We start from the raw sequence: 24,047 nt of genomic DNA, 5'->3' as shown, positions 1-24,047 counted from the left end.
CGCCCTTACCCGCGCCGGCGCCGTCCGAACGCGGCGCCGGCGCGGGTGGGGAGGTCAGAGCCCGATGTCGCAGCCGGCCCCGCCCTCGAGGAAGCCGTCGCGGAAGGCGTCGACCATCTCGAAGCCCGACAGGTCGGTGTTCGGGAAGACGCCGTCCTCCTGGCCGTAGGTGAGCAGGAAGACGGCGGCCTCGTCGACGTCGCCGGGGGAGAGGCTGCCGATCTGCTCGAAGTCGCCGGTCCAGAACCGGGCGGTGTACCAGCCGGTCAGGCAGACGGCCGACGAGATCGCGGCGGCGTCGTCGACCGGCAGGTCCAGCTGCGCGCGGACGGCCTGCGCGTAGCCGACCGAGACGGCGGCCGCGACGGCGAAGTCGCCGATCTGCTCGTAGGCGCCGCCGAGCAGCTCGCCGTCGACGTAGACGGTGTCGTCGGCCTCGCAGTAGCCGACGTCGCGGTCCTCGGCGCCCATGTCGCCGCAGTCGGGCGCCGTGCCCTCGAAGGTCTCGATCGCCGGCGCGGTGAACTGCGCGCCCAGGCCCGGGAACACCGACTCGTAGAACGCGGGCAGGGTCTGCTCGACCAGGCCGCCGATCTCGTCGATCGGGGCGTTGCCCTCGTTGTCGAGATCGTCCTCGGTGAGGAACTCGGTGGCGGTGAACAGCCGGTCCTCGGTGAAGTCGTCGCGGCAGGTGCCGACGCCGCCCTCGAAGCCGGCGTAGAAGCCCGACAGCCGGTCGAAGCCCGAGCCGTGCGCCCGGTCGTCGTCGGGGGCGAGACCCACCGGGTCGCGCAGGCCGATGAAGCCGAGGACGACGCTGTCGAGCTCCGACATCCGCAGGGCCGTGTGCTCGGCGTTGCCGTCGACCACCCAGCGGGTGAAGGCGCCGGCCAGGCAGTCGGCCTGGGTCTCGACGACGATCGTGGAGTCGGCGAAGCCGAACCGGCCCTGCATCGCGTGGCCGATCTCGTGCGCCATCACCGCGGGGCCGAGGTAGGGCCCGTTGGCCTCGCTGAGCTGCTGCAGCAGCGCCCGGTCGTAGGCGACGACGTCGCAGTTCGGGTCGTAGTGGGCGTTGTTCGCGACGCCCTCCGGGTCCTCCGGCGCCTCCGCGCAGCCGATCCCGGTGGCCGGGTAGGCCGACTCGTCGATCGCGGTGGAGTCGACCGAGAAGTAGCCGCCGGTGATCGGCTGGTACTCCTCGCCGAAGAACTCCGGGTACGCCTCGGACCAGAAGGCGTCGAGGTCGGCGAGGGCGTTGCGCGCCCGCCGGTCGGCCTCGGTGTCGGCCGAGCCGGTGATCGGGAAGTCGGCGGCGGCGACGTCGGCCGGCACCCCCGGGCCGGGGGCCGCGGCACCCGCGACGGTGCCCGAGCACCCGGCGAGCAGCACGCTGCCCACCGCGAGCACGGCGAGTCCGGGGCGTCGGGCATGCCTCATCGCGCGGTGTTCCTCCTCTGCCGGTGCCGGCAGCGGAGCCGGCGGGACCGTCCGGCGCCGCCGGGGGCGGCGCGGAGCCGGGCCATGATGCACGGACCGGGAGGAGCGCGGAACGGGTCTGCGCGCGGCCCCGCCGCGCGGGGAGCGCGGCGGGGCCGGGGGAGCGGAGCCGGGGAACGCGGGCGGGCGTCAGCCCTCGTGCAGCAGCCAGAGCGTGCCGAGCGGGGGGGCGGACACGGTGGCCGAGAACGGCTGGCCGTGCCAGGACTCCTCGACGGCGTCGACGCCGCCGTAGTTGCCGACGCCGGAGCCGCCGTAGCCCTCGGCGTCGGTGTTGAGCACCTCGCGCCACCGGCCGCCGCGCGGCAGGCCGATGCGGTAGCCGTGGTGCGGCGACCCGGAGAAGTTGCAGACGACCGCCAGCGCCTGCCCCGGCGTCTGCCCGCCGTCGGGCGTCGTGCCGCTGTCGCCGGACTCGGCCGCCTCCGTGGGCGTGGGGACGTCGGCGACCTTCGGCCGGCCGTAGCGCAGGAAGGTGACGACGTTGCCGCCCGCGTCGTTGGCGTCGATCCACTGGAACCCGGCCGGGTCGACGTCGAGCGACCACAGCGCCTCGGTCTCGCGGTAGCGGGCGTTCAGGTCGGTCACCAGCTCCAGCACGCCGCGGTGCGCGGGGTCGTCGAGATGCCACCAGTCCAGCGAGCGGCTCTCGGCCCACTCGCCGTCCTGCGCGAACTCCGAACCCATGAACAGCAGCTGCTTGCCGGGGTGGGCCCACATGTAGGCGAGGTAGCCGCGGACGCCGGCCAGCTGCTGCCACCGGTCGCCGGGCATCTTCCGCAGCAGCGAGCCCTTGCCGTACACGACCTCGTCGTGGCTGATCGGCAGCACGTAGTTCTCGGAGTAGGCGTACATCATCGAGAACGTCAGCTGGTTGTGGTGGTAGCTGCGGTGCACCGGCTGGCGGGCCACGTAGGCCAGCGAGTCGTGCATCCAGCCCATGTTCCACTTGAAGCCGAAGCCCAGGCCGCCGAGGTGGGTGGGCCGGGTGACGCCCGGCCAGGCGGTCGACTCCTCGGCGATGGTGACCACGCCGGGGACCTCGCGGTAGATCGTGGCGTTGACCTCCTGGAGGAAGGACACCGCCTCCAGGTTCTCCCGCCCGCCGTGCACGTTGGGCACCCACTCGCCGTCCTCGCGCGAGTAGTCGAGGTAGAGCATCGAGGCCACCGCGTCGACGCGCAGGCCGTCGACGTGGAACTCCTGCGCCCAGAACAGCGCGTTCGCCACGAGGAAGTTGCGCACCTCGGTGCGGCCGAAGTTGAACACGAACGTGCCCCAGTCCGGCTGCTCACCGCGGCGGGGGTCGGCGTGCTCGTAGAGCGCGGTGCCGTCGAATCGGCCCAGCGCCCAGGCGTCCTTGGGGAAGTGCGCGGGCACCCAGTCGACGATGATCCCGAGGCCGGCCTGGTGCGCCCGGTCGACGAGGTACCGGAAGTCGTCGGGGCCGCCGAACCGCGACGTCGGCGCGTAGTAGCTCGTGACCTGGTAGCCCCACGAGCCGCCGAACGGGTGCTCGGCGACGGGCAGGAACTCCAGGTGGGTGAACCCGGCGGAGACGGCGTAGTCGACGAGCTCCTCGGCCAGTTCCCGGTAGGACAGCCCCTGCCGCCACGAGCCGAGGTGCACCTCGTAGATGCTCATCGGCCGCTCGTGCCAGCCGCCGCGCTCGCGCGCGGCCAGCCACTCGTCGTCGCGCCACTCGTGGGTGGACTCGGTGACGACGGAGGCGTTCAGCGGCGGCACCTCGGTGGCGAACGCCATCGGGTCGGCCTTCTCGCGCCACACGCCGTCGGCCCCGAGCACATGGAAGCGGTAGCGGCTGCCGGCCTGCACGCCGGGCACGTAGATCTCCCAGACGCCGATCGAGCCGAGCTGGCGCATCGGGTAGGAGCGGGCCTCCCAGTAGTCGAAGTCGCCGGTGACCTTCACGCCCTGGGCGTTGGGCGCCCACACGGCGAAGGAGACGCCCTCGACCCGGCCGCGCGGGGTGTCGTAGCGGCGGACGTGCGCGCCGAGCACCTCCCAGAGCCGCTCGTGCCGGCCCTCGCCGACCAGGTACTGGTCGAGCTCGCCGAGGGTCGGCAGCCAGCGGTAGGGGTCGTCGACGAGGAAGGTGTCGGTGCCGCCCTCGCCGTTGCCGTAGCTGACGTCGAGCCGGTAGTCGCCGGGCTGGCTCGGGAGACGGGCCTCGAAGACGCCGCCCGGGTGGATCTGCCGGGCGTCGTAGCGGGCGTCGTCCTGGTCGACGACGGCCACGGCGGCGGCGTCGGGGCGCAGGGCGCGCACCACCCAGCCGTCGCCGGACGGGTGCGCGCCGAGGACCCGGTGCGGGTCGCGCGACCAGCCGTCGACGATGGCCCGCAGGTCCTCCTCGGTCACCTCGTCGACGGGGTCGTGGTCGCCCTCGCCGCCGGCGCCGGAGGCGAGCCCGCCCCCGTCGCCGGGGGCAGGCTCGGCAGACGGCTCGGCAGACGCGTCGGAGGGGGCCTCCGACGGCGACTGGGACGGGGCCTCGGACGGCGACTCGGACGGCGACTCCGACGGGGCCTGCGGCGTCATCGGCGTCGCCGGGTCGGGGTCGGGCGCCTCCGGCTGCTCCGCGGGGGCGCCGGTCGGCGACCCGGGCTCGGCGATCGGCGCCGGCGCCACCACCGGCGTCGCGGTGCCGCCCTGCTCGGCGATCACCTGCTCGGCGGGCTCGGCGGCGGTGTCGGCGACCGTCCGCTTGGCCGGCGCGCGCTTGCGGGTGGCCTTCGCGGGGGCGCCGTCCCCGGCGGCCGCGGCGGCCTTCTTCGTCGTCCGCTTCGCGGCCTTGGCCGGTGCGGCGGGCTCGGCCGCGCCGTCGCCGTCCGCGAGCGCGGCTGCGGCGGCCTTCTTCGCCGGGGCCTTCTTCGCGGCGGCCTTCTTGGCCGGGGCGCGCTTGCGGGCCGGCGTCGGGTTCACGATCGGCTCGCTCTCGGCCGCCTCGGCGGCAGCCGCCTTCTGCTCGACCACCCGCTGCAGCTCGTCCTTGGTCGCCGGCGCCTCGGGGGTCTCGTGGCCGGTGGAGTCGCTCGTCGTCATCGTCGGGGTGCCGTCCTCTGCTGCCGTCGTCTCGTCTGCGTGCGGTGCGGTGCGGGCCTCAGGCCTCGCCGGCGGTGAGCCGGGAGAGCGACTGGAGCGGGATCATCAGCCAGTTCGGCCGGTTGCGCGCCTCGTAGACGCACTCGTAGACGGCCTTGTCCGCCTCGAAGGCCCGCAGGAGAGGGGAGTCCCCGCACGGGTCGATCCCGCTCGCCGCCGAGTAGCCCGCACAGAAGGCGCCGCGGTTGCGCACTGCCCACTCCTGCGCCCGGTACGCGCGCTGGGGGTCGTCGGGCTGCTCCACGAGCATGTGACGTGCGGCGTAGTCGAAGCTGCGCAGCATGCCCGCCACGTCGCGCATCGGGCTGTCGAGCTGCCGCCGCTCGGCCAGCGGCCGGGCCGGCTCGCCCTCGAAGTCGAGCACCACCCAGCCGGTCGCGGTGCGCAGCACCTGGCCGAGGTGGAAGTCGCCGTGCACCCGCTGGCGCACGACCGTCTCGGGGCTGTCGGCGACGGCGGCGTAGACCGCCCGCAGCCGCTCGAGGTGCTCCTCCAGCTGCGGGACGACGGCCAGCGCCGCCTCGAGCCGCTCGCCCATGCCCCGTGCGGTGGCGGCGAACCAGTCGCGGTCGGCCGCCTCGGTGGGCAGCACCCGCGCGAGGTCGGCGTGCACCGACGCCGTCGCCGCGCCCAGCCGCTCGCTGTCGGCGGCGAAGTCGCCGCCCACCTCGTCGGCGTGCAGGTCGCCCTCGGCGTAGAGGTCGCGCACGCTCGCGGTGGCCAGGCGCCAGCCGTCGCTGGCGTTCGGCACGAAGGTCTGCAGCATCGCCACGGTGGCGGGCTCGCCGTCGGGGGTGTCGATCTCGACGTGGCCGAGCAGCGGGGCGATGTGCGGGTTCTCGGTGCGGCGCAGCGCCTCGCCGATCTCGACGTCGGGGTTGAGCCCGGGCTCGAGCCGGCGGAACAGCTTGAGGATGGCGTCCTGGCCGTAGACGAGCGAGGTGTTGCTCTGCTCGGTGGAGATGACGTCGCCGGGCACGCCCTCGGGGATGGCGGAGCTCCCCGACGGGGAGAAGTGCATCGGCCCGACGGTCGAGGCGGCGGCCAGGTGGGTCAGCCACGGCGTCGTGGCGTCGCGGTCGCGCAGCGCGTCGTAGGCGTAGTTCTCCCGGTCGGCGCCCTCGGCGTCCTTCACCGGCACGGCGCCGACGAAGGCCGAGGTCAGGTCCTCCTCCGGGTGCGCCCGCCACGACAGCGGCACGAGGTAGGTCTCGACGGCGCCGTCGGCGTAGGTGACCCGGACGCGGTGGACCGAGAGCACCGGCTCGGAGCGGGAGAGGAAGAAGCCCTCCTCGCTCACGTCGGCCCACTCGCGGCCCTTGCCGCCGAACCAGCGCTGGTGCGGCATCCAGTCCCGCAGGACGTGGGCCAGGGCGGTGCTCATCGGGGTCCTCCGGTGCTGGGCGGGACGTCGTCGCCGGTGCGCGTGTCGCTGCCGCCGGGGATCTGCTCGGCCTCGCTGACGAGGCCGGCGGCGAGCAGCGCGTCGGCGACCGGGCTGGTCGCGGACTCCGGCTCCGCGGCGGGCTCCTCGACCGGCTCCGCCGGCTTGGCCAGCTCGAACCAGTAGAAGCCGTGCCCGGCGAGGGTGAGCATGTAGGGCAGCACGCCGATCTGCGGGAACTCGACCCGGCCGGTGAGCTCGATCGGCGTGTAGCCCTCGAACCGGCGCAGGTCGAGCTCCACCGGCTGCGGGAAGCGCGAGAGGTTGTTGACGCACAGCACGACGTCGTCGCCGAACTCACGGACGAACGACAGCACCGTCGGGTTGCGCGAGCCGATCTCCTCGTAGGTGCCCCGGCCGAAGGTCGGGTGCTCCTTGCGGACGGCGATCATCCGGCGGATCCACTGCAGCATCGAGTTGCTGTTGCGCAGCTGCGCCTCGACGTTGGTGGTCTGGTAGCCGTAGACCGGGTCCTGGTTCAGCGGCAGGTACATCCGCTGCGGGTCGGCGGTGGAGAAGCCGCCGTTGCGGTCGGGCGTCCACTGCATCGGCGTGCGCACGCCGTCGCGGTCGCCGAGCCAGATGTTGTCGCCCATGCCGATCTCGTCGCCGTAGTAGAGGACCGGCGACCCGGGCAGGCTCAGCAGCAGCGCGTTGAACAGCTCGAGGGTGTTGAGGTCGTTCTCCAGCAGCGGCGCCAGCCGGCGGCGGATGCCGATGTTGGCCTTCATGCGGGGGTCCTTGGCGTACTCCGCCCACATGTAGTCGCGCTCCTCGTCGGTGACCATCTCCAGGGTCAGCTCGTCGTGGTTGCGCAGGAAGATGCCCCACTGGCAGTTGTCGGGGATCGGCGGCGTCTGGGCCATGATCTCCGAGATCGGGAACCGCTGCTCCCGGCGGGCGGCCATGAACAGCCGCGGCATGACCGGGAAGTGGAAGGCCATCTGGCACTCGTCGCCGTTCTCGCCGAAGTACTCGACGACGTCGGCCGGCCACTGGTTGGCCTCGCACAGCAGCACGCGGTCGGGGTAGTCGGCGTCGACCACCTTGCGCACGTGCTTGAGGAACTCGTGGGTGCGGGGGAGGTTCTCACCGTTGGTGCCCTCCTCCTCGAACAGGTAGGGCACCGCGTCGAGCCGGAAGCCGTCGATGCCCAGGTCCAGCCAGAAGCGCAGGGCGTCGATGATCGCCTCCTGCACCTTCGGGTTCTCGAAGTTGAGGTCCGGCTGGTGGGAGAAGAAGCGGTGCCAGAAGTACTGCTTGCGCACCGGGTCGAACGTCCAGTTCGAGCTCTCGGTGTCGACGAAGATGATCCGCGCGTCGGCGTAGCCGGTGTCGTCGTCGGCCCACACGTAGAAGTCGCCGTAGGGGCCCTCGGGGTCGCTGCGGCTGGCCTGGAACCAGGGGTGCTGGTCCGAGGTGTGGTTCATGACGAAGTCGATGATCACGCGGATGCCGCGGGCGTGGGCCGCCTGCAGCAGGGCGCGGAAGTCGTCGATGTCGCCGAACTCGGGCAGCACCGCGGTGTAGTCGCTGACGTCGTAGCCGCCGTCGCGCAGCGGCGAGGCGAAGAACGGCGGCAGCCACAGGCAGTCGACGCCGAGCCACTGCAGGTAGTCGAGCTTGTCGAGCATGCCGCGCAGGTCGCCGATGCCGTCGGCGTTGCTGTCGGCGAAGCCGCGGACGAGCACCTCGTAGAAGACGGCGCGCTGGAACCACAGCGGGTCGCTGCCGCGCGGCGGCAGGCCGGAGGTCGAGTCGGTGGGATCGGGCACGGGGAGCGTCATCGGAGCGGGTCGTCCTCGCGGTTCAGCGGTGGTCCGGGGAAGGGGCGGTCGGCGCTCAGCGGACCGGTGGCGGCCAGGTGACCGGCCGGGGGAGGTGCACCGAGAAGACGTGCGCGGGCTCCCAGTAGGGGTCGAGCTCGACGTAGTTGAACTGGCCCCAGTCGTAGCGCGCGCCGGTGATCTCGTCGGTCACGGCGAACCGCTCGTGCCAGTCGAGACCGAGCGCCGGCAGGTCCAGCGACGTCGTCCCGATCTGCCGGTTCTGGCTGTCGAGCGCGCAGACCACGAGGACGGCGTCCTGCGAGCCCGGGTCGGTCTTGGAGAAGCAGAGCAGGTTGCCGTTGTCGACGCCGTGGAAGCGCAGCGTGCGCAACTGCTGCAGCGCGGGGTGCGCGCGCCGGATCTCGTTGAGCCTGCGCAGGTAGGGCGCCAGGCTCCGCCCGGCGGCCTCGGCCCCGGCCCAGTCGCGGGGACGCAGCCGGTACTTCTCGCTGTCGAGGTACTCCTCGCTGCCCGGCTTGACGGCCACGTGCTCGAACAGCTCGTAGCCGCTGTAGACGCCCCAGGTCGGGCTCATCATCGACGCGAGCACCGCGCGGATCTTGAACATCGGCGGGCCGCCGTACTGCAGGCTCGCGTGCAGGATGTCCGGGGTGTTCACGAAGAAGTTCGGCCGCATGTAGTGCGCGTTGGAGGCGAGCTCCCGGCCGTACTCCTCGATCTCCTCGCGGCCGGTCCGCCACGTGAAGTACGTGTAGGACTGCGTGAAGCCGATCCGCGCGAGCTGGTGCATCATCGCCGGCCGGGTGAACGCCTCGGCCAGGAAGAGCACGTCGGGGTCGGTCTCCTTGACCTTCCAGATCAGCCAGTGCCAGAAGTCCAGCGGCTTGGTGTGCGGGTTGTCGACGCGGAAGATCCGCACGCCGGCGTCCATCCACACGCGCACGACCCGCAGCACCTCGGCGTAGATGCCCTCGGGGTCGTTGTCGAAGTTGACCGGGTAGATGTCCTGGTACTTCTTCGGCGGGTTCTCCGCGTAGGCGATCGTGCCGTCGGGCTTGGTGGTGAACCACTCCGGGTGCTCGGCCACCCACGGGTGGTCCGGCGCGGCCTGCAGCGCGAGGTCGAGCGCCACCTCCATGCCGAGGGAGCGGGTGCGCTCGACGAAGGCGCGGAAGTCCTCCATCGTGCCGAGCTGCGGGTGGACGGCGTCGTGCCCGCCCTCGGCGCTGCCGATCGCCCACGGCGAGCCGACGTCGTCGGGGCCGATCTCGTTCGGGTTGCCGCCCGGGAACTGGGCGGTGTTCGGGCCCTTGCGGTTGACCGTGCCGATCGGGTGGATCGGCGGCAGGTAGACGACGTCGAAGCCCATGTCGGCGATCGCCGGCAGCCGGTCGGCGGCGGTGGTGAAGGTGCCGTGCGTGGGCTGCCCGCCGACGACGGCGCCCTCCGAGCGCGGGAAGAACTCGTACCAGGAGCCGTAGAGCGCGGTCGGCCGGTCGACCCACACCTCGTGGTCGGCGGTCGGGGTGACCAGCTCGCGGACCGGGTGGCCGTCGAGGTATCGCTGCAGGCCGGTGGCCAGCGCCGGGGCGACGCGCTCGTGCAGGCCGCGCGTCTCGTCGCGCAGCGCGGTGACCGCGTCGGTGAGCCGCCCGCGCCACTCGTCGTCGGCGTCGGCGGCCACGCGCTCGAGCAGCCGCGCGCCCTCCTCGAGGTCGTTGGCGAGCTCGGCCGGGCCCTGGCCGGCGTCGATCTTCACCTCGACGGCGTGGTGCCAGGTGGCCAGCGGGTCGCTCCACGCCTCGACGCGGAAGGTCCAGCGGCCCTCCCGGTCGGGCACGACCGTGGCGATCCAGCGGTCGGGCTCCTCGCCGTAGCGGCGCATGCGGGTGAAGGCACCGCGCGTGCCGTCGGGAGCGGTCCAGACGACGTCGGCGGCGACGGCGTCGTGGCCCTCGCGGAACACGGTGGCCGTGATCGGCAGGTGCTCGCCGACCACGGCGCGGGCCGAGAAGGACCCGCAGGACACGACGGGGGCGACATCGGAGATGCCGAGGCGGAGGTCAGGTCGGCGAGTCATCGCGGCCACGCTATCCAGCCGGGGGGTCGCCCACACCTCGGCCGGGGGCCGCCCACCCGTCCGGTTCCGGCACGTCCCGGTGCCGTGGCGGGTGGAATCCGTCCACCCTGTCGCGCGGGGCCCGCCTGACTAGGCTCGCGCCGTGCGAGCACTCCGTCGGTTCACCGTCCGGGCGGCCCTCCCCGAGGCCCTCACACCCCTGTCCCAGCTGGTCATGAACCTGCGCTGGTCCTGGCACGCCGAGACCCGCGACCTGTTCGAGACGCTGGACCCCGACCTCTGGCGCCGGTGCGGCAACGACCCGGTGAAGGTCCTGGGGGAGGTGTCGGCCGAGCGGCTGGCCACGCTCTCCACCGACCGCCGGTTCCTGCGCCGCCTCCAGGACGTCGTCGACGACCTCGAGGACTACCTGTCCGCCGAGCACTGGTACCAGTCGCTGGGGCCCGACGCCCCGCGGTCGATCGCCTACTTCTCCGCCGAGTTCGGCATCACTGAGGTGCTGCCGCAGTACTCCGGCGGCCTCGGCATCCTCGCCGGTGACCACCTGAAGGCCGCCTCCGACCTCGGCGTCCCGCTGATCGGCGTCGGGCTGCTCTACCGGGCCGGCTACTTCGAGCAGGGTCTGTCGGCCGACGGCTGGCAGCTCGAGCACTACCCCTCGCTCGACCCGCACGGCCTGCCGGTGAAGCTGCTGCGCCAGCCCGACGGGTCGGCCGTCGTCATCTCCGTGCCGCTGCCCGAGGGCCGCACCCTGCACGCGCACGTCTGGCGGGCGCAGGTCGGCCGGGTCTCGCTGCTGCTGCTCGACAGCGACATCGAGGAGAACACCCCGGCCGAGCGCGTCGTCACCGACCGGCTCTACGGCGGCGACGAGGACCACCGGCTGCGCCAGGAGATGCTGCTCGGCATCGGCGGCGTGCGGGCGCTGCGCGCCTACTGCCAGCTCACCGGCACCCCGCAGCCGGAGGTGTTCCACGCCAACGAGGGGCACGCCGGCTTCCAGGGCGTCGAGCGGATCCGCGAGCTCACCGAGTCGCACGGGCTGACCTTCACCGAGGCGCTGCAGGCCGTCCGCGCGGGCACCGTGTTCACGACGCACACGCCGGTCCCGGCGGGCATCGACCGCTTCCCGCGCGCGCTGATCGAGCGCTACTTCGCGGGCTTCGGCGTCCCGCTCGAGCACCTCATCCCGCTCGGCGCCGAGGACGACCCGGCGAAGTTCAACATGGCGCACATGGGGCTGCGGCTGGGCCAGCGGGCCAACGGCGTCAGCGAGCTGCACGGGCACGTGAGCCGCGGCATGTTCAGCGACCTGTGGCCGGGCTTCGACGAGGCCGACGTCCCGATCGGCTCGATCACCAACGGCGTGCACGCCCCCACCTGGACCGCGCGGGAGCTCGTCGAGCTCGGCACCCAGACCTCCCGCAGCGGCGACCCGTTCGAGGGCGCCGGCGCCGCGGTGTTCGACGGCGTGGACCGGATCCCGGCGCTGGAGCTGTGGAACACCCGCCGGATGCTGCGCGGCCGGCTGGTGGAGGAGGTGCGCCGCCGGCTGCGGGAGACCGCGCTGTCCCGCGGCGCGGCCGAGGCCGAGGTCGGCTGGACCGACACCGCCTTCGACCCCGACGTCCTCACCATCGGCTTCGCCCGCCGGGTGCCGTCCTACAAGCGGCTCACCCTCATGCTGCGCGACCCCGAGCGGCTGCGGGCGCTGCTGCTGGACCCCGACCGGCCCGTGCAGCTGGTCATCGCCGGCAAGAGCCACCCCGCCGACGACGGCGGCAAGCAGCTGATCCAGCAGATGGTGAAGTTCGCCGACGACCCGGCCATCCGGCACCGCATCGCGTTCCTGCCCGGTTACGACATCGGCATGGCCCGCTACCTCTACTGGGGCTGCGACGTCTGGCTGAACAACCCGCTGCGGCCGCTGGAGGCCTGCGGCACCTCGGGCATGAAGGCCGCGCTCAACGGCGGGCTCAACCTCTCCATCCGCGACGGCTGGTGGGACGAGTGGTTCGACGGCCAGAACGGCTGGGCGATCCCGACCGCCGACGGCGTCAGCGACCCGGCCCGCCGCGACGACGTCGAGGCCCGCGCCATCTACGACCTGCTGGCTACCCAGGTGCTGCCGCGGTTCTACGAGACCGACCGCGACGGCATCCCGACCCGCTGGGTGGAGATGGTGCGGCACACGCTGCGCGAGACCGGGCCGAAGGTGCTGGCCACCCGGATGGTCCGCGACTACGTCGAGCACCTCTACGTCCCGGCCGCGGGCTCGGCCCGGTCGATGGCCGACGGCGGCTACGCCCCGGCGCGCGACGAGGCGCAGTGGCGGGCCCGGCTGCTGGAGAACTGGAGCAGCGTGCGGGTGGCGCACGTGGAGGCCACCGGCGCCGGCGACACCCCGGAGATCGGCTCGACCCTGGCGCTGCGCGCCGAGGTGGAGCTGCCGCACCTGACGCCGGGCGACGTCGAGGTGCAGGCCGCCTACGGGCGGGTCGACGACGCCGACGGGCTGCACGAGGTGACCACGGTGCCGATGGCGCACGAGCACACCGAGGGCTCCCGGCACTGGTTCACCGCCACGCTGCCGCTGGAGCGCACCGGCGCCTTCGGCTACACCGTGCGCGTGCTCCCGCACTCCGAGCACCTGGCCGACCCGGCCGAGCTGGGGCTGGTCCGCTCGGCCTGACCCGGGATCACCCGTCACGCCGGTCGCAGCGTCCCCACCGGGCGCGCGCGACCGGCGTGGCGGTGGCCGCCGGGCCGCGCGGACCCCGGCCCGGTCACTAGGCTGGCGCGCATGCCCGACCGCTGTGAAGTCCTGCCCGGAGACGCCGTCGTCGCCCGACGCGGCGGTGGCCTGCTCTGGGTGGACGCTCCCGGCTCGCCGGCGCTCGTCGCCGCCCTGCACGCCTGCCTGGGCGTCGCCGGCCCCGGCGCCGACCGCGTCCTGGCCGCCGTCGCCGCGCAGGTGCACTCGCTGGGGAGCGGGTCGGCGTCCTTCGCGCTCGTCCTGACCGACTCCCAGGGCGGCGCGGGCACCGGCGTCGCGCTCTGGTCGGGCAAGGGCCAGCCCGCCGTCGACGGCGTCCCGGTCTCCGGCCAGCCCACCGAGGGCTGCAGCCTCGCCGCGGGCTTCCCGCTCGGCGGCACGCTGTACGTCGGCCCCGGCCAGGCCGCCCCGTCGATGCCGCCCGGCGTCGCCTACGACCTCACCGAGGGCACCGTGCCCGGCTCCGGCGCGCTGCTGCACCTCGCCGCCGCCGCGTCCGCCGGCGCCGCGGTCCCGCCGTCGGCCCCCGCGCAGCCGTCGTCGTTCACCGCCGGCTCCGACGCCGGGTTCGCCGGCCCCTCCTCCTTCGGCGCCGCGCCGTCCTACACCCCGGGCGGCTCCTCGGCCGCGTCGTCGGCGCCCTCCCGCGCCGACGAGGGCGAGGAGACGGCGTTCTGGAAGCCCGACAGCGCCTCCGCGCCGGTGCTCCGGTTCGACGACGGCCTCGTCGTCACCGTCGACGAGGACCTGGTCCTCGGCCGCCGCCCCGACAGCCACGAGCTCGTGACCGCGGGCAACGCCCGCCCGGTGCCGATCGCCGACACGCAGAACGTGCTGTCCTCGGCGCACGCCGCCATCCAGCGCCAGGGCCGCGAGGTCACCCTCACCGACCTCGGCTCGCTCAACGGCACCCACGTCGCCGGCCCCGAGGCCACCGAGTGGACGCAGCTCGAGCCCGGCGTCGCCCACCCGCTCTCCGACGGCGACCGCCTCCTGCTCGGCTGGACCGTGATCACGTACGAGCAGCCGCAGGAGTAGCGGCACCGCTCCCGACGAGAGCCCCGGTCCCCGCGGACCGGGGCTCTCGCCGTGTCAGGGCCGGCGCAGGACGCGCAGCAGCCAGACGCAGCGCGGGGGCACCTCGATCGGGCCGGGCGCGACGACGGCCGGGCGCGGGGGGACGCCGGTCGGGTACTCGGTGCTGACGACGAACTCGTAGCCGTCGGCCCACGGCGGCCCGGGCAGGTGCACGGTCACCGGGTCGGGGCCGGCGTGCAGCTGTACCAGGTAGGAGTCGTCGACCACCCGGCGGCCGCGGGCGTCGCGGTGCCGGATGCCGCGCCCGTCGAGGTACATGCCGACGGTCTGCAGGCCGCCGTCGAACCACTCCGCCGTCGTCAGCTGCCCGCCGCCCGGGGCGAACCACGCGACGTCGCGGGTGCCCCCGGTGCCGGGGATCTCGTGGCCCTCGAAGAACGCCTCCTGGCGCAGCACCGGGGCGCCGCGGCGCACCGCGACCAGCCGGCTGACGAACTCCAGCAGCTCGCCGTCGACGCCCTCCCAGTCGATCCAGGAGATCTCGTTGTCCTGGCAGTAGGCGTTGTTGTTGCCGCCCTGGGTGCGGCCGAGCTCGTCGCCGGCGGTGAGCATCGGCACGCCGGTGGACAGCAGCAGCGTGGCCAGGTGGTTGCGCACCTGGCGGGCGCGCAGGGCGGTGACCTCCGGGTCGTCGGTGGGGCCCTCGACGCCGCAGTTCCAGTTGCGGTTGTGGCTCTCGCCGTCGCGGTTGTCCTCGCCGTTGGCCTCGTTGCGCTTGTGCTCGTAGGTGACGAGGTCGGCCATGGGGAAGCCGTCGTGCGCGGTGACGAAGTTGACGCTGGCGAAGGGCCGGCGGCCGTCGGAGCGGTAGAGGTCCGACGAGCCGGTCAGCCGGTAGGCGAGGTCGCGCACGCCCACCCGGGCGCCGGACCACACGTCGCGCACCGTGTCGCGGTACTTGCCGTTCCACTCGGTCCACAGCGGCGGGAAGTTGCCCACCTGGTAGCCGCCCTCGCCGATGTCCCACGGCTCGGCGATGAGCTTCACCTGGCTGACCACCGGGTCCTGGTGGACGACGTCGAAGAACGCCGAGAGCCGGTCGACGTCGTGCATCGAGCGGGCCAGCGCCGCGGCGAGGTCGAAGCGGAAGCCGTCGACGTGCATCTCGGTGACCCAGTAGCGCAGCGAGTCCATGAGCATCGCCAGCACCTGCGGCCGGCGGACGTCGAGGGTGTTCCCGCACCCGGTGTAGTCGGTGTAGCGGGCCCGGTTGGCGCCGTCGAGCCGGTAGTAGCCGGGGTTGTCGATGCCGCGCAGTGACAGCGTCGGCCCGGTCGAGTCGCCCTCGGCGGTGTGGTTGTAGACGACGTCGAGCACGACCTCGATGCCCGCGGCGTGCAGCGCCTTGACCATCGCCTTGAACTCGGTCACCTGCGCGCCGCCCGAGCCCGCCGAGCTGTAGCCGGCGTGCGGGGCGAAGTAGCCGAGGGTGTTGTAGCCCCAGTAGTTGGTCAGGCCGCGGCGCAGCAGGTGCGGCTCGCTGACGAACTGGTGCACCGGCAGCAGCTCGACGGCGGTGACGCCCAGGGACTGCAGGTGCTCGACGAACGCGGGGTGCGCGAGGCCGGCGTAGGTGCCGCGCAGCGCCGGGGGGACGTCGGGGTGGCGCATCGTGGCGCCCTTGACGTGCACCTCGTAGATGACGGTGTCCGACCACGGCGTCGCCGGCCGCCGGTCGCCGTCCCACGGGAAGGAGTCGTGGACGACGACGCCGCGCGGCACGAACGGCGCGGAGTCGCGCGGGTCGGGGGAGGCGGCGTCGACGCCGTCGGGGCGGAAGCCGAACAGCGCCGGGTCGAGGGCGAGCTCGCCGTCGACGGCGCGGGCGTAGGGGTCCAGCAGCAGCTTGGCCGGGTTCCACCGCGACCCGGCGCCCGGGTCGTAGGGGCCGTGCACCCGGTAGCCGTAGCGCTGGCCGGGGCCGACGCCGGCCAGCCGGCCGTGCCACACCTGGTGGGTGGTCTCCTGCAGCCGGTGGCGGGACTCGGTCCCGTCGGGGTCGAACAGGCACAGGTCGACGGCGCTCGCCCCGGCCGACCAGAGCGCGAAGTTGGTGCCCGTGCCGTCCCAGTGCGCGCCGAGCGGCGCGGGGGAGCCGGGCCACACCTCCGGGCCGCCGCTGCCGTGCTCAGGAGTCCTCACGCCGCGATCGTGCCCGGTCCGCCTCCCGGGCGGCGGGACCAGGGGTGCTGTTTGGATGGGGCCGTGTCGAGCAGCGCCTCACCCCCCGGAGCCGAGCCGGTCGTCGAGATGCGCGGGGTGGACGTCGTGCGCGGCACCTCGCACCTGCTGCGCGGGGTCGACTGGACCGTCCTGCCCGACCAGCGCTGGGTGGTCCTCGGGCCCAACGGCGCGGGCAAGACGACGCTGCTGCAGCTGGCCGGCGCGCACATGCACCCGACCCGCGGCGAGGTGCGGCTGCTCGGCGAGACGATGGGCGCCGTCGACGTGTTCGAGCTGCGGCCGCGGATCGGCCTGACCAGCGCCGCCCTGGCCCAGCGCATCGAGCCCGGCGAGCGCACCGGCGACGTCGTCCTGTCGGCGGGCTACGCCGTCGTCGGGCGGGGCAGGGAGCGCTACGACATCCACGACCTCACCCGCGCGGCGCTGCTCATGCAGCAGTGGGGCGTGCAGTCGATCGCCCACCGGCCGTTCGGCACGCTCAGCGAGGGGGAGCGCAAGCGGGTGCAGATCGCCCGCGCGCTCATGCCCGACCCGGAGCTGCTGCTGCTCGACGAGCCCGGCGCCGGCCTCGACCTCGGCGGCCGCGAGGACCTGGTCAGCCGGCTGTCCGACCTCGCCCGCTACCTGTTCGCGCCGGCGCAGGTGCTGGTCACCCACCACGTGGAGGAGATCCCGCCGGGCTACACGCACGCGCTGCTGCTGCGCGGCGGCGGGGTGGTGGCCTCCGGCCCGCTCGGCCAGGTGCTCACCGGCGAGACGCTGTCGGAGACCTTCGGCCTGCCCCTGCAGCTCACCCGCGCCGACGGCCGGTTCACCGCCCGCCGCCGGTCCTGACGCCGCCTGCCTGGCTAGGGTGCCGGGCATGGCTGGAACACCGGAGTTCGTGACCCTGTCGGTCGAGGACGGGGTGGGCACGATTCGCCTCGACCGGCCGAAGATGAACGCCATCGACGAGCAGCTGCACACCGAGGTGCGCGCCGCCGCGGTGCAGGCCGCCGAGCGCGCCGACGTCCGCGCGGTGGTGCTCTACGGCGGCGAGCGGGTGTTCGCCGCGGGCGCCGACATCAAGGCCATGTCGCAGCTCGACGGCACCGCGATGGTCGCCTGGGGCCGCGAGCTGACGAACTCCTTCACCGCCGTCGCGCGGATCCCCAAGCCCGTCGTCGCGGCGATCACCGGCTACGCCCTCGGCGGCGGCTACGAGCTCGCGCTGTGCGCCGACTTCCGGGTCATGGGCGCCGGGGCGAAGGTGGGGCAGCCCGAGATCCTGCTCGGCGTCATCCCCGGCGCCGGCGGCACGCAGCGCCTGGCCCGCCTGGTCGGCCCGGCCAAGGCGAAGGACCTCGTCTTCACCGGCCGGCACGTCGGCGCGGAGGAGGCCCTGGAGATCGGCCTGGCCGACGCCGTCGTCCCCGACGCCGAGGTGTACGACACCGCCGTCGCCATGGCGCGCAAGTTCGCCGCCGGGCCGCCGCTGGCCCTCGCGGCGGCCAAGCGGGCGGTCGACGAGGGGCTGGACCTGCCGCTGCAGGGCGGCCTGGAGCTGGAGAGCCGGCTGTTCGCCGAGCTCTTCGACACCGAGGACCAGGCCACCGGCATGCGCTCGTTCCTGGAGAGCGGCCCGGGCAAGGCGACCTTCACCGGCCGCTGAGGGCTCCTCGTCGCCGACTGTTCCGCCGGCGGCCACCGGATCCCGCCTCCCGGACGGTCCGGCTCTGTCACCATCCGCACGGCCTTCCGGCCGTTCCGTTCCCTTCCCCTGGAGGACCCCCGTGCGAAGCACCCCCACCCTGAGGACCGCGTCCGTGCTGGCGGCCGCTGCCCTCGTGCTCACGGCCTGCGGAGGGGGGAGTGACGACGGCGGCTCCGGCGGCGGGGGCGGCGGCGACGCGGCGAGCGCGCGCTCGGCCGAGGACCTCGGCGGCATGGACGCCCTGGTCGAGGCCGCGCAGGCCGAGGGCGAGCTGAACGTCATCGCGCTCCCGCCGGACTGGGCGAACTACGGCGAGATCATCTCCGCCTTCGAGGAGGAGTACGGGATCACCGTCAACAGCGCGCTGCCCGACGGCTCCAGCCAGGACGAGCTCAACGCCGTCGAGAGCCAGCGCGGTCAGGACCGGGCGCCCGACGTGCTCGACCTCGGCACCGCCTTCGCCCGCCAGGCGCAGGCCCAGGACCTCCTCGCGCCGTACCAGGTGGAGACCTGGGACGAGATCCCCGAGGGCCAGAAGGACCCCGAGGGCCACTGGTACAACGACTACGGCGGCTACATCTCCATCGGCTGCAACGCCACGGTGATCGCCGAGTGCCCGACCAGCTTCGCCGACCTGCTCGACCCGCAGTACGCGGGCCAGGTCGCGCTCAACGGCAACCCCACCCAGGCCGCGGCCGCGTTCGCCGGCGTCTGGGCGGCCTCGCTGGCCAACGGCGGCAGCCTCGACGACATCGGCCCGGGCATCGACTTCTTCGCCCAGGTGAAGGAGGCCGGCAACTTCAACCCGGTCGAGATCACCCCGGCCACCATCCAGAGCGGTGAGACGCCGCTGGCCATCGACTGGGACTACCTCAACGCCGGCCTGACGGAGACCCTCGCCGCCGACGGCGTCGAGTGGCAGGTCGCCGTCCCGAGCGACGGCCTGTTCGGCGGCTACTACAGCCAGGCGATCAGCGCCTACGCCCCGCACCCGGCCGCCGCGCGGCTGTGGCAGGAGTTCCTCTACTCCGACCGCGGCCAGAACCTCTACCTGGCCGGCGGCGCCCGCCCGGTCCGGCAGGCCGCCATGGAGGAGGCCGGCACCGCCGACGCCGAGGCGCTCGCCGCCCTGCCGCCGGTCGAGGGCACCGCGGAGTTCCCGACCCAGGAGCAGGAGACCGCCGCGCAGCAGGTGGTCGCCACCCGCTGGAACCAGGAGATCTCGGGCTGAGCACCGTCGTCGAGAGCCCCGCGCCGGCGTCCCCCCGGGGGCGCCGGCGCGGGCGTCTGCTGCCCCTGCTGGGGATCGTGCCGTTCCTGCTCTACGTCGCGGTCTTCCTGCTGCTGCCGGTCGGCGTGCTGGCCGTCGAGGCCTTCCGCGCGGTCGACCCGGTCACCTTCGAGGAGTCCTGGTCGACGGCGAACCTCGGCGCGATCGCCGAGGGCGCCTACGCCCGGTCCTACGCCGGGAGCCTGCGGCTGTCGGCGATCACGGCGGTGCTCGGCGCCGTGCTCGGGCTGGCGCTCGCGTTCGCCGTCGTCACCAGCCGCCGCGGCCGGCTGCTGCGCCGCCTGGTGCTCACCGCGTCCGGCGTGCTGGCCAACTTCGGCGGGATCCCGCTGGCGTTCGCCTTCATCGCCACGATCGGCACGCAGGGCGTGGTCACCGCGGTGCTCACCGGCCCGCTCGGGCTCGACGGCTTCTCGCTGTACTCGATGACCGGCCTGGCGCTGGTCTACCTCTACTTCCTGGTCCCGCTGATGGTGCTGACGATCGTCCCGGCGATCGAGGCGCTGCGGCCGCAGTGGCGGGAGGCCGCCGAGGTGCTGGGCGCGAGCCGCTGGCAGTACTGGCGGCACGTGGGCGGGCCGGTGCTCGCCCCGCCGGTGCTCGGCGCCACGGTGCTGCTGTTCGCCTCCGCGTTCGCCGCCTACGCCACCGCCCGGGCGCTGGTGGGCAGCAGCGTGCCGCTGGTGACCCTGCAGATCGCCGACTCGCTGTCGAGCAACGTGATCGTCGGCGCGGAGAACCTCGGCAAGGCGCTGGCGCTGGGCATGGTCGTCCTCGTCGGCCTGGTGATGGTCTTCTACACCTGGGTGCAGCGGCGCGCGTCGCGGTGGCTCGCGTGAGCGCCACCGCCGCCGGCCTGTCCACCGCGGCGGTCGCGGGCGCCGGCGGGGTGGAGCCGGAGACGTCCGTCCGCCCCGCCCGCCGCGGCCGGGGCTGGTGGCGCTGGGCGGTGTTCGCCGTCCTCGGCCTGTACTTCCTCGTCCCGCTGGCCGCCTCGACGTGGTTCACCCTGCGCAGCCGCGACGGGGTCACCGCCGACGTCTACGCCGGCATCCCGACGGCGGAGGGGTTCGCCGAGAACCTCGGCCGCTCGCTGCTGCTCGGCGTGCTCACCGTGGTCATCGCGCTGCTGCTCATGGTGCCCACGGTGGTGCTCGTGGAGCTGCGGCTGCCGCGCTGGCGGCCGGTGGTCGAGCTGCTCACCCTGGTGCCCCTGCTGCTGCCGCCGATCGCGCTGGTGGTCGGCGTGCGCAGCGTGCTCGCCTGGGCGCCCGACCACTTCTACGGCACCCCGCTGGCCGAGGCGTTCTTCGCGCTCCAGGAGCCGGCGCTGCCGTGGATCCTCGTGCTCGTCTACGTCGTGCTGGCGCTGCCGTTCGTCTACCGGGCGCTCGACGCCGGCGTCCGCGGCGCACAGCTGCGCACGCTCACCGAGGCGGCGCGGGTGCTCGGCGCCTCGTGGCCGCGCCTGATGCTCACCGTCGTCCTGCCGGTGCTGCGCACGTCGGTGCTCAACGCCGCCTTCATCACGCTCGCGCTGGTGATCGGCGAGTTCACCGTCGCCAACATCCTCGGCTTCGAGACCTTCCCCACCTGGATCGTGCGCATCTCGGGCTCCCAGCCGCGGCTGTCGGTCGCGGTCTCGGTGCTGTCCCTGCTGCTCACCTGGGCGCTGCTGCTGCTCATCTCCGCGCTGGACCGCCGGCGCCGCGAGGAGGACCCCGCATGACCGCCGTCCGACCGGCCGCGCCGGCCGACCTCCGGGAGGCGCCGGGCGTCGCCGTCCGGCTCGAGGGGCTGACCCGCCGCTACGGGTCGGTGCTCGCCCTCGACGGCCTGGACCTGGAGATCGCCGGCGGGGAGTTCCTCGCCCTGCTCGGCCCGTCGGGCTGCGGCAAGACGACGGCGCTGCGGGCCATCGCCGGGTTCGAGGTGCCCGACGCCGGCCGGATCCGGTTCGACCGCCGCGACGTCACCGGGCTGCCCCCGGCCAAGCGCGACGTCGGCATGGTGTTCCAGGCCTACAGCCTGTTCCCGAACATGACCGTGGCCGACAACGTCGCCTACGGCCTGCGGGTGCGCCGACGGGACAAGGCCGAGCGGGCGGGCCGGGCCGCGGAGCTGCTCGAGCTGGTCGGGCTCGCCGACCGCGGCGGCCGCTACCCGCACCAGCTCTCCGGCGGGCAGCAGCAGCGGGTGGCCCTGGCCCGCGCGCTCGCCGTCGCCCCGCAGGTGCTGCTGCTCGACGAGCCGCTGTCGGCGCTCGACGCGCAGGTGCGCGTGCAGCTGCGCGAGGAGATCCGCCGCATCCAGCTCGAGCTCGGCACCACCACGGTGTTCGTCACCCACGACCAGGCCGAGGCCCTGTCGGTGGCCGACCGGGTCGGCGTCATGCGCGCGGGGCGGCTGGAGCAGGTGGCCTCGCCCGACGAGCTCTACGAGCGCCCGGCGACGGCGTTCGTGGCCGGCTTCGTCGGCACGATGAACCGGATCCCGGCGCAGCTCGGCGACGGCGACGTGGAGTTCCTCGGCGTGCGCCGCGAGGTCCTCGGCGCCACCGCGCCGGCCGGCCCCGCGACCGCGCTGGTGCGCCCCGAGGCGCTCACCGTGACCGCCGACCCGGACGGCGCCGGACGCGTGGTCACCCGCACGTTCTCCGGCGCCACCACCCGCCTGGCGGTCGCGCTGCCCGACGGCGTGGAGGTGCAGGCCGACGTCGCCAGCGCCGACAGCCAGGGCCTCACCCCCGGCACCGCGGTCACGGTCACGCCGGCCGAGCGGCCGGTGCTCGTGGAGCCCGCGGCCACGGAGTGAGGCTCACGCGGTCAGCTGGTAGACGACGACCGTGGCCTCGTTGAGGTTGGTGACGTAGGCGCGCTCCCCGTCGGGGGAGACCGCGACGCTGGTGGGCCCGTCGCCCGTGTACGGGTTCGCGGTCACGGTCAGCGTCTCGGCGTCCACCACGGACATCGTGTCGGACCCCACGTCGGCGGTGTAGAACCGGCGCCCGTCCGGCGCCCACGTCAGGTCCTGGGGGCTCGTGCCGACCGGCCCGTAGTCGACGACGTCCCCGGTCGTGGCGTCGATGACGTGGACGTCGCTGCTGTCGTAGGCGACGACGGCCACGCGGGTGCCGTCCGGGGAGACCGCGACGCTGTGCGGTGAGACCCCGGCGGGGATCTGCTGCAGCACCCGGCCGCCGTCGGTGAGGTCCAGCACCGAGAGCACGTTCGACTCGTGGTTGGCCGTCCAGGCGCGCGTCCCGTCGGCGGAGACGGCGATCCAGTGCGGGTTGCGCGGGACGTCGTAGGAGTCGACGTCCGTGGCCGTCGCGGTGTCGAGCACCTCGACCCGGCCCTCGTCGTGCAGCGGCACGTACAGCAGCGACCCGTCGGGGGAGGTCTCCGGCGCGTAGGGCCGCAGGCCGACCTCGACCGTGTCGATCACCTCGTTGGTTTCGGTGTCGACGAACGCGACGTGGTTCTCGGTGTAGTCGGCGTTGGTGACCGTGATGTAGGCGCGGCTGCCGTCGGGGGAGAAGGTGACGAACTGCGGCGGCCCGGCCTCGATCCGGATGCGCGAGACCACCTGCAGGGAGTTGGTGTCGAAGACGCTGACGATGCCCTCCGCGCGGTGGGCGATGTAGGCGTAGCGGCCGTTCGGCGCGACCGCCATGTAGCCCGGCGTGGGCGGGACCGAGATGGGCCCACCCAGCTGGGTGGGCACGGCCACGCTGGGGGCGGGTCCGGCGCTCGGCCGGGGCGGCGCGGTGGTGCTGTCGGGCGCGAGCGTCCCGGACGCCTCCCCGCTCGTCCCGGCCGCCGCGGCGGGTTCGCCGTCGCCTCCCTCGGGCCACAGCCACCAGGTGAGGCCGCCGGCGGCGAGCACGAGCGCGGCCGCGGCGGCCAGGGCGGCGCGGCGGGCACGGCCGCGGCGGGCCGGCCGGCCGGTCGGGACCGGCCCCGGCGGCACCGCTCCCGGCGGCGGGCCGAGCGGCTGCACGGAGCTGTGCGCGCCGTCGCGCGAGTGCACCCCGAGGACGGTGGGTGCCGCGCCCGGCAGCCCGGCGGCCGGGACGGTCCGCGCCGGCGCCTCCCGCGGGGCCCCCCGCGCGCCGTCCCGCAGCGCCTCCCGGGCCGCCGCGATCAGGGCGGTGGGGGTGGGGTAGCGGTCCTCGGGCCGCTTGGCCATCCCGCGCGCGACGACGTCGTCGAGCCCGGGCGGCAGACCCGGCACCACGTCGCTGGGACGGGGCGGCTCGGCGTAGAGGTGCGCGTAGAGCAACGCCGGCAGGTCCTCGCCGCCGAAGGGCTTGCGCGCGGTCAGCGTCTGGGCGAGCACGCAGGCGAGCGAGTAGACGTCGACCCGGCCGTCGATCGGCTGGTCGGTGAAGCGCTCGGGCGCCATGTAGTCCAGCGTCCCGACGGTGGCGCCCGTGATGGTGAGCGACGTCCGCGTGCTGCCCACCGACCGGGCGATGCCGAAGTCGACGACGTAGACGAAGTCGTTCGGCGTGACCAGCACGTTGCTCGGCTTGACGTCGCGGTGCACCAGGCCGTCGGCGTGCGCGGCCTCCAGCGCCTCGGCGACCTGGGACAGCAGCGCGAGCGCCCGCGCGGGCGGCAGCGGCCCGTCGCGCAGGATCGCGCCGAGGTCGCGGCCGTCGACCAGCCGCATGTCGATGTAGAGGCGGCCGTCGATCTCGCCGAAGTCGTGGATGGGGACGACGTGCGGCTCGCGCAGCCGGGCGGCGACGTGCGACTCGCGGCGGAAGCGCTGGGCGAACTCCGCGTCGTGGTTGAGCGCCTCGGGCAGCAGCTTGAGGGCCACGAGCCGGTCGAAGCGGGTGTCGCGGGCCCGCCACACCTCGCCCATGCCGCCGGCGCCGATCATCTCCTCCAGGACGTAGCGGCCGAACTCGCGGGGCATGGGCGCGCTCCTCGGCTGCCCGGCCCGCGGACCGCGGCCGGGCGTGGACGTCCGGGTCGCGCGGAGGGTAGGGACCGCGGCATCCCGCCGGGAGCCGCGTCCGCCCGACGCCGGCTCCCCGCCCGGCGGGACCGCC

General features: G+C 74.2%; 15 protein-coding genes. 8 read left to right on the top strand and 7 right to left on the bottom strand.

The features are described from left to right. Positions 1-54: 54 nt before the first annotated feature. The 5 genes from ACI78R_RS04645 to ACI78R_RS04625 form a co-directional block, all read right to left on the bottom strand. Positions 55-1,440: a neutral zinc metallopeptidase gene (locus tag ACI78R_RS04645; RefSeq protein WP_073421733.1), complete on the bottom strand. Its 1,386-nt coding sequence runs from the start codon at positions 1,438-1,440 to the stop codon at positions 55-57. 189 nt (positions 1,441-1,629) lie between these two features. Beyond that, positions 1,630-4,566: a 1,4-alpha-glucan branching protein GlgB gene (gene glgB / locus ACI78R_RS04640; RefSeq protein ID WP_457039815.1), complete on the bottom strand. Its 2,937-nt coding sequence runs from the start codon at positions 4,564-4,566 to the stop codon at positions 1,630-1,632. Positions 4,567-4,624: 58 nt separating this feature from the next. Further along, positions 4,625-6,010: a maltokinase N-terminal cap-like domain-containing protein gene (locus ACI78R_RS04635; RefSeq protein ID WP_073421735.1), complete on the bottom strand. Its 1,386-nt coding sequence runs from the start codon at positions 6,008-6,010 to the stop codon at positions 4,625-4,627. Beyond that, a complete protein-coding gene (gene treS, locus ACI78R_RS04630; protein ID WP_073421736.1) occupies positions 6,007-7,857 on the bottom strand; it encodes a maltose alpha-D-glucosyltransferase in 1,851 nt (616 codons plus the stop codon). Before treS ends, ACI78R_RS04635 begins: the two co-directional genes overlap by 4 nt. A gap of 55 nt (positions 7,858-7,912) precedes the next feature. Beyond that, positions 7,913-9,940 (bottom strand): alpha-1,4-glucan--maltose-1-phosphate maltosyltransferase, encoded by a 2,028-nt coding sequence (locus tag ACI78R_RS04625; RefSeq protein WP_073422008.1) that lies wholly within the window; start codon positions 9,938-9,940, stop codon positions 7,913-7,915. 142 nt (positions 9,941-10,082) lie between these two features. On the opposite strand from ACI78R_RS04625, the gene glgP reads away from it, so the two are divergent. Together glgP and ACI78R_RS04615 are read left to right on the top strand one after the other, a co-directional pair. Further along, positions 10,083-12,632, top strand: a complete 2,550-nt coding sequence (gene glgP / locus ACI78R_RS04620; RefSeq protein WP_457039814.1) for an alpha-glucan family phosphorylase — start codon at positions 10,083-10,085, stop codon at positions 12,630-12,632. 111 nt (positions 12,633-12,743) lie between these two features. Continuing rightward, entirely contained in the window at positions 12,744-13,754 is a 1,011-nt protein-coding gene (locus tag ACI78R_RS04615) for an FHA domain-containing protein (protein ID WP_073421738.1), read from the top strand. A gap of 54 nt (positions 13,755-13,808) precedes the next feature. On the opposite strand, the gene glgX is transcribed toward ACI78R_RS04615, so the two are convergent. After that, entirely contained in the window at positions 13,809-15,956 is a 2,148-nt protein-coding gene (gene glgX / locus ACI78R_RS04610; protein ID WP_457039813.1) for a glycogen debranching protein GlgX, read from the bottom strand. A 63-nt stretch (positions 15,957-16,019) separates the two neighbouring features. Here glgX and ACI78R_RS04605 point away from each other — a divergent pair, with 63 nt between their 5' ends. From ACI78R_RS04605 to ACI78R_RS04580, 6 genes are all read left to right on the top strand, one after another. Further along, positions 16,020-16,832, top strand: coding sequence for an ABC transporter ATP-binding protein (locus ACI78R_RS04605; protein WP_457039812.1), 813 nt, complete (start codon positions 16,020-16,022; stop codon positions 16,830-16,832). A 28-nt stretch (positions 16,833-16,860) separates the two neighbouring features. Next, positions 16,861-17,649: an enoyl-CoA hydratase/isomerase family protein gene (locus tag ACI78R_RS04600; RefSeq protein WP_457039811.1), complete on the top strand. Its 789-nt coding sequence runs from the start codon at positions 16,861-16,863 to the stop codon at positions 17,647-17,649. 121 nt (positions 17,650-17,770) lie between these two features. After that, a complete protein-coding gene (locus tag ACI78R_RS04595) occupies positions 17,771-18,922 on the top strand; it encodes an ABC transporter substrate-binding protein (protein ID WP_073421741.1) in 1,152 nt (383 codons plus the stop codon). Positions 18,923-18,999: 77 nt separating this feature from the next. Further along, the gene (locus ACI78R_RS04590; protein WP_245794715.1) at positions 19,000-19,821 is read left to right on the top strand and encodes an ABC transporter permease; all 822 of its coding nucleotides are present in this window, start codon (positions 19,000-19,002) and stop codon (positions 19,819-19,821) included. Continuing rightward, a complete protein-coding gene (locus ACI78R_RS04585) occupies positions 19,818-20,711 on the top strand; it encodes an ABC transporter permease (protein ID WP_457039810.1) in 894 nt (297 codons plus the stop codon). Before ACI78R_RS04590 ends, ACI78R_RS04585 begins: the two co-directional genes overlap by 4 nt. Further along, complete coding sequence (locus tag ACI78R_RS04580; RefSeq protein WP_457039809.1) at positions 20,708-21,796, top strand: ABC transporter ATP-binding protein; 1,089 nt, start codon at positions 20,708-20,710, stop codon at positions 21,794-21,796. Before ACI78R_RS04585 ends, ACI78R_RS04580 begins: the two co-directional genes overlap by 4 nt. Positions 21,797-21,799: 3 nt before the next feature. On the opposite strand, the gene ACI78R_RS04575 is transcribed toward ACI78R_RS04580, so the two are convergent. Beyond that, positions 21,800-23,911, bottom strand: a complete 2,112-nt coding sequence (locus tag ACI78R_RS04575) for a protein kinase domain-containing protein (protein ID WP_457039808.1) — start codon at positions 23,909-23,911, stop codon at positions 21,800-21,802. Positions 23,912-24,047: the final 136 nt, after the last annotated feature.

The sequence above is a fragment of the Geodermatophilus sp. SYSU D01106 genome (assembly GCF_054049995.1).
The sequence above is the reverse complement of the archived record's forward strand: the minus strand, read 5'-3'. Positions and strand labels throughout refer to the sequence as shown.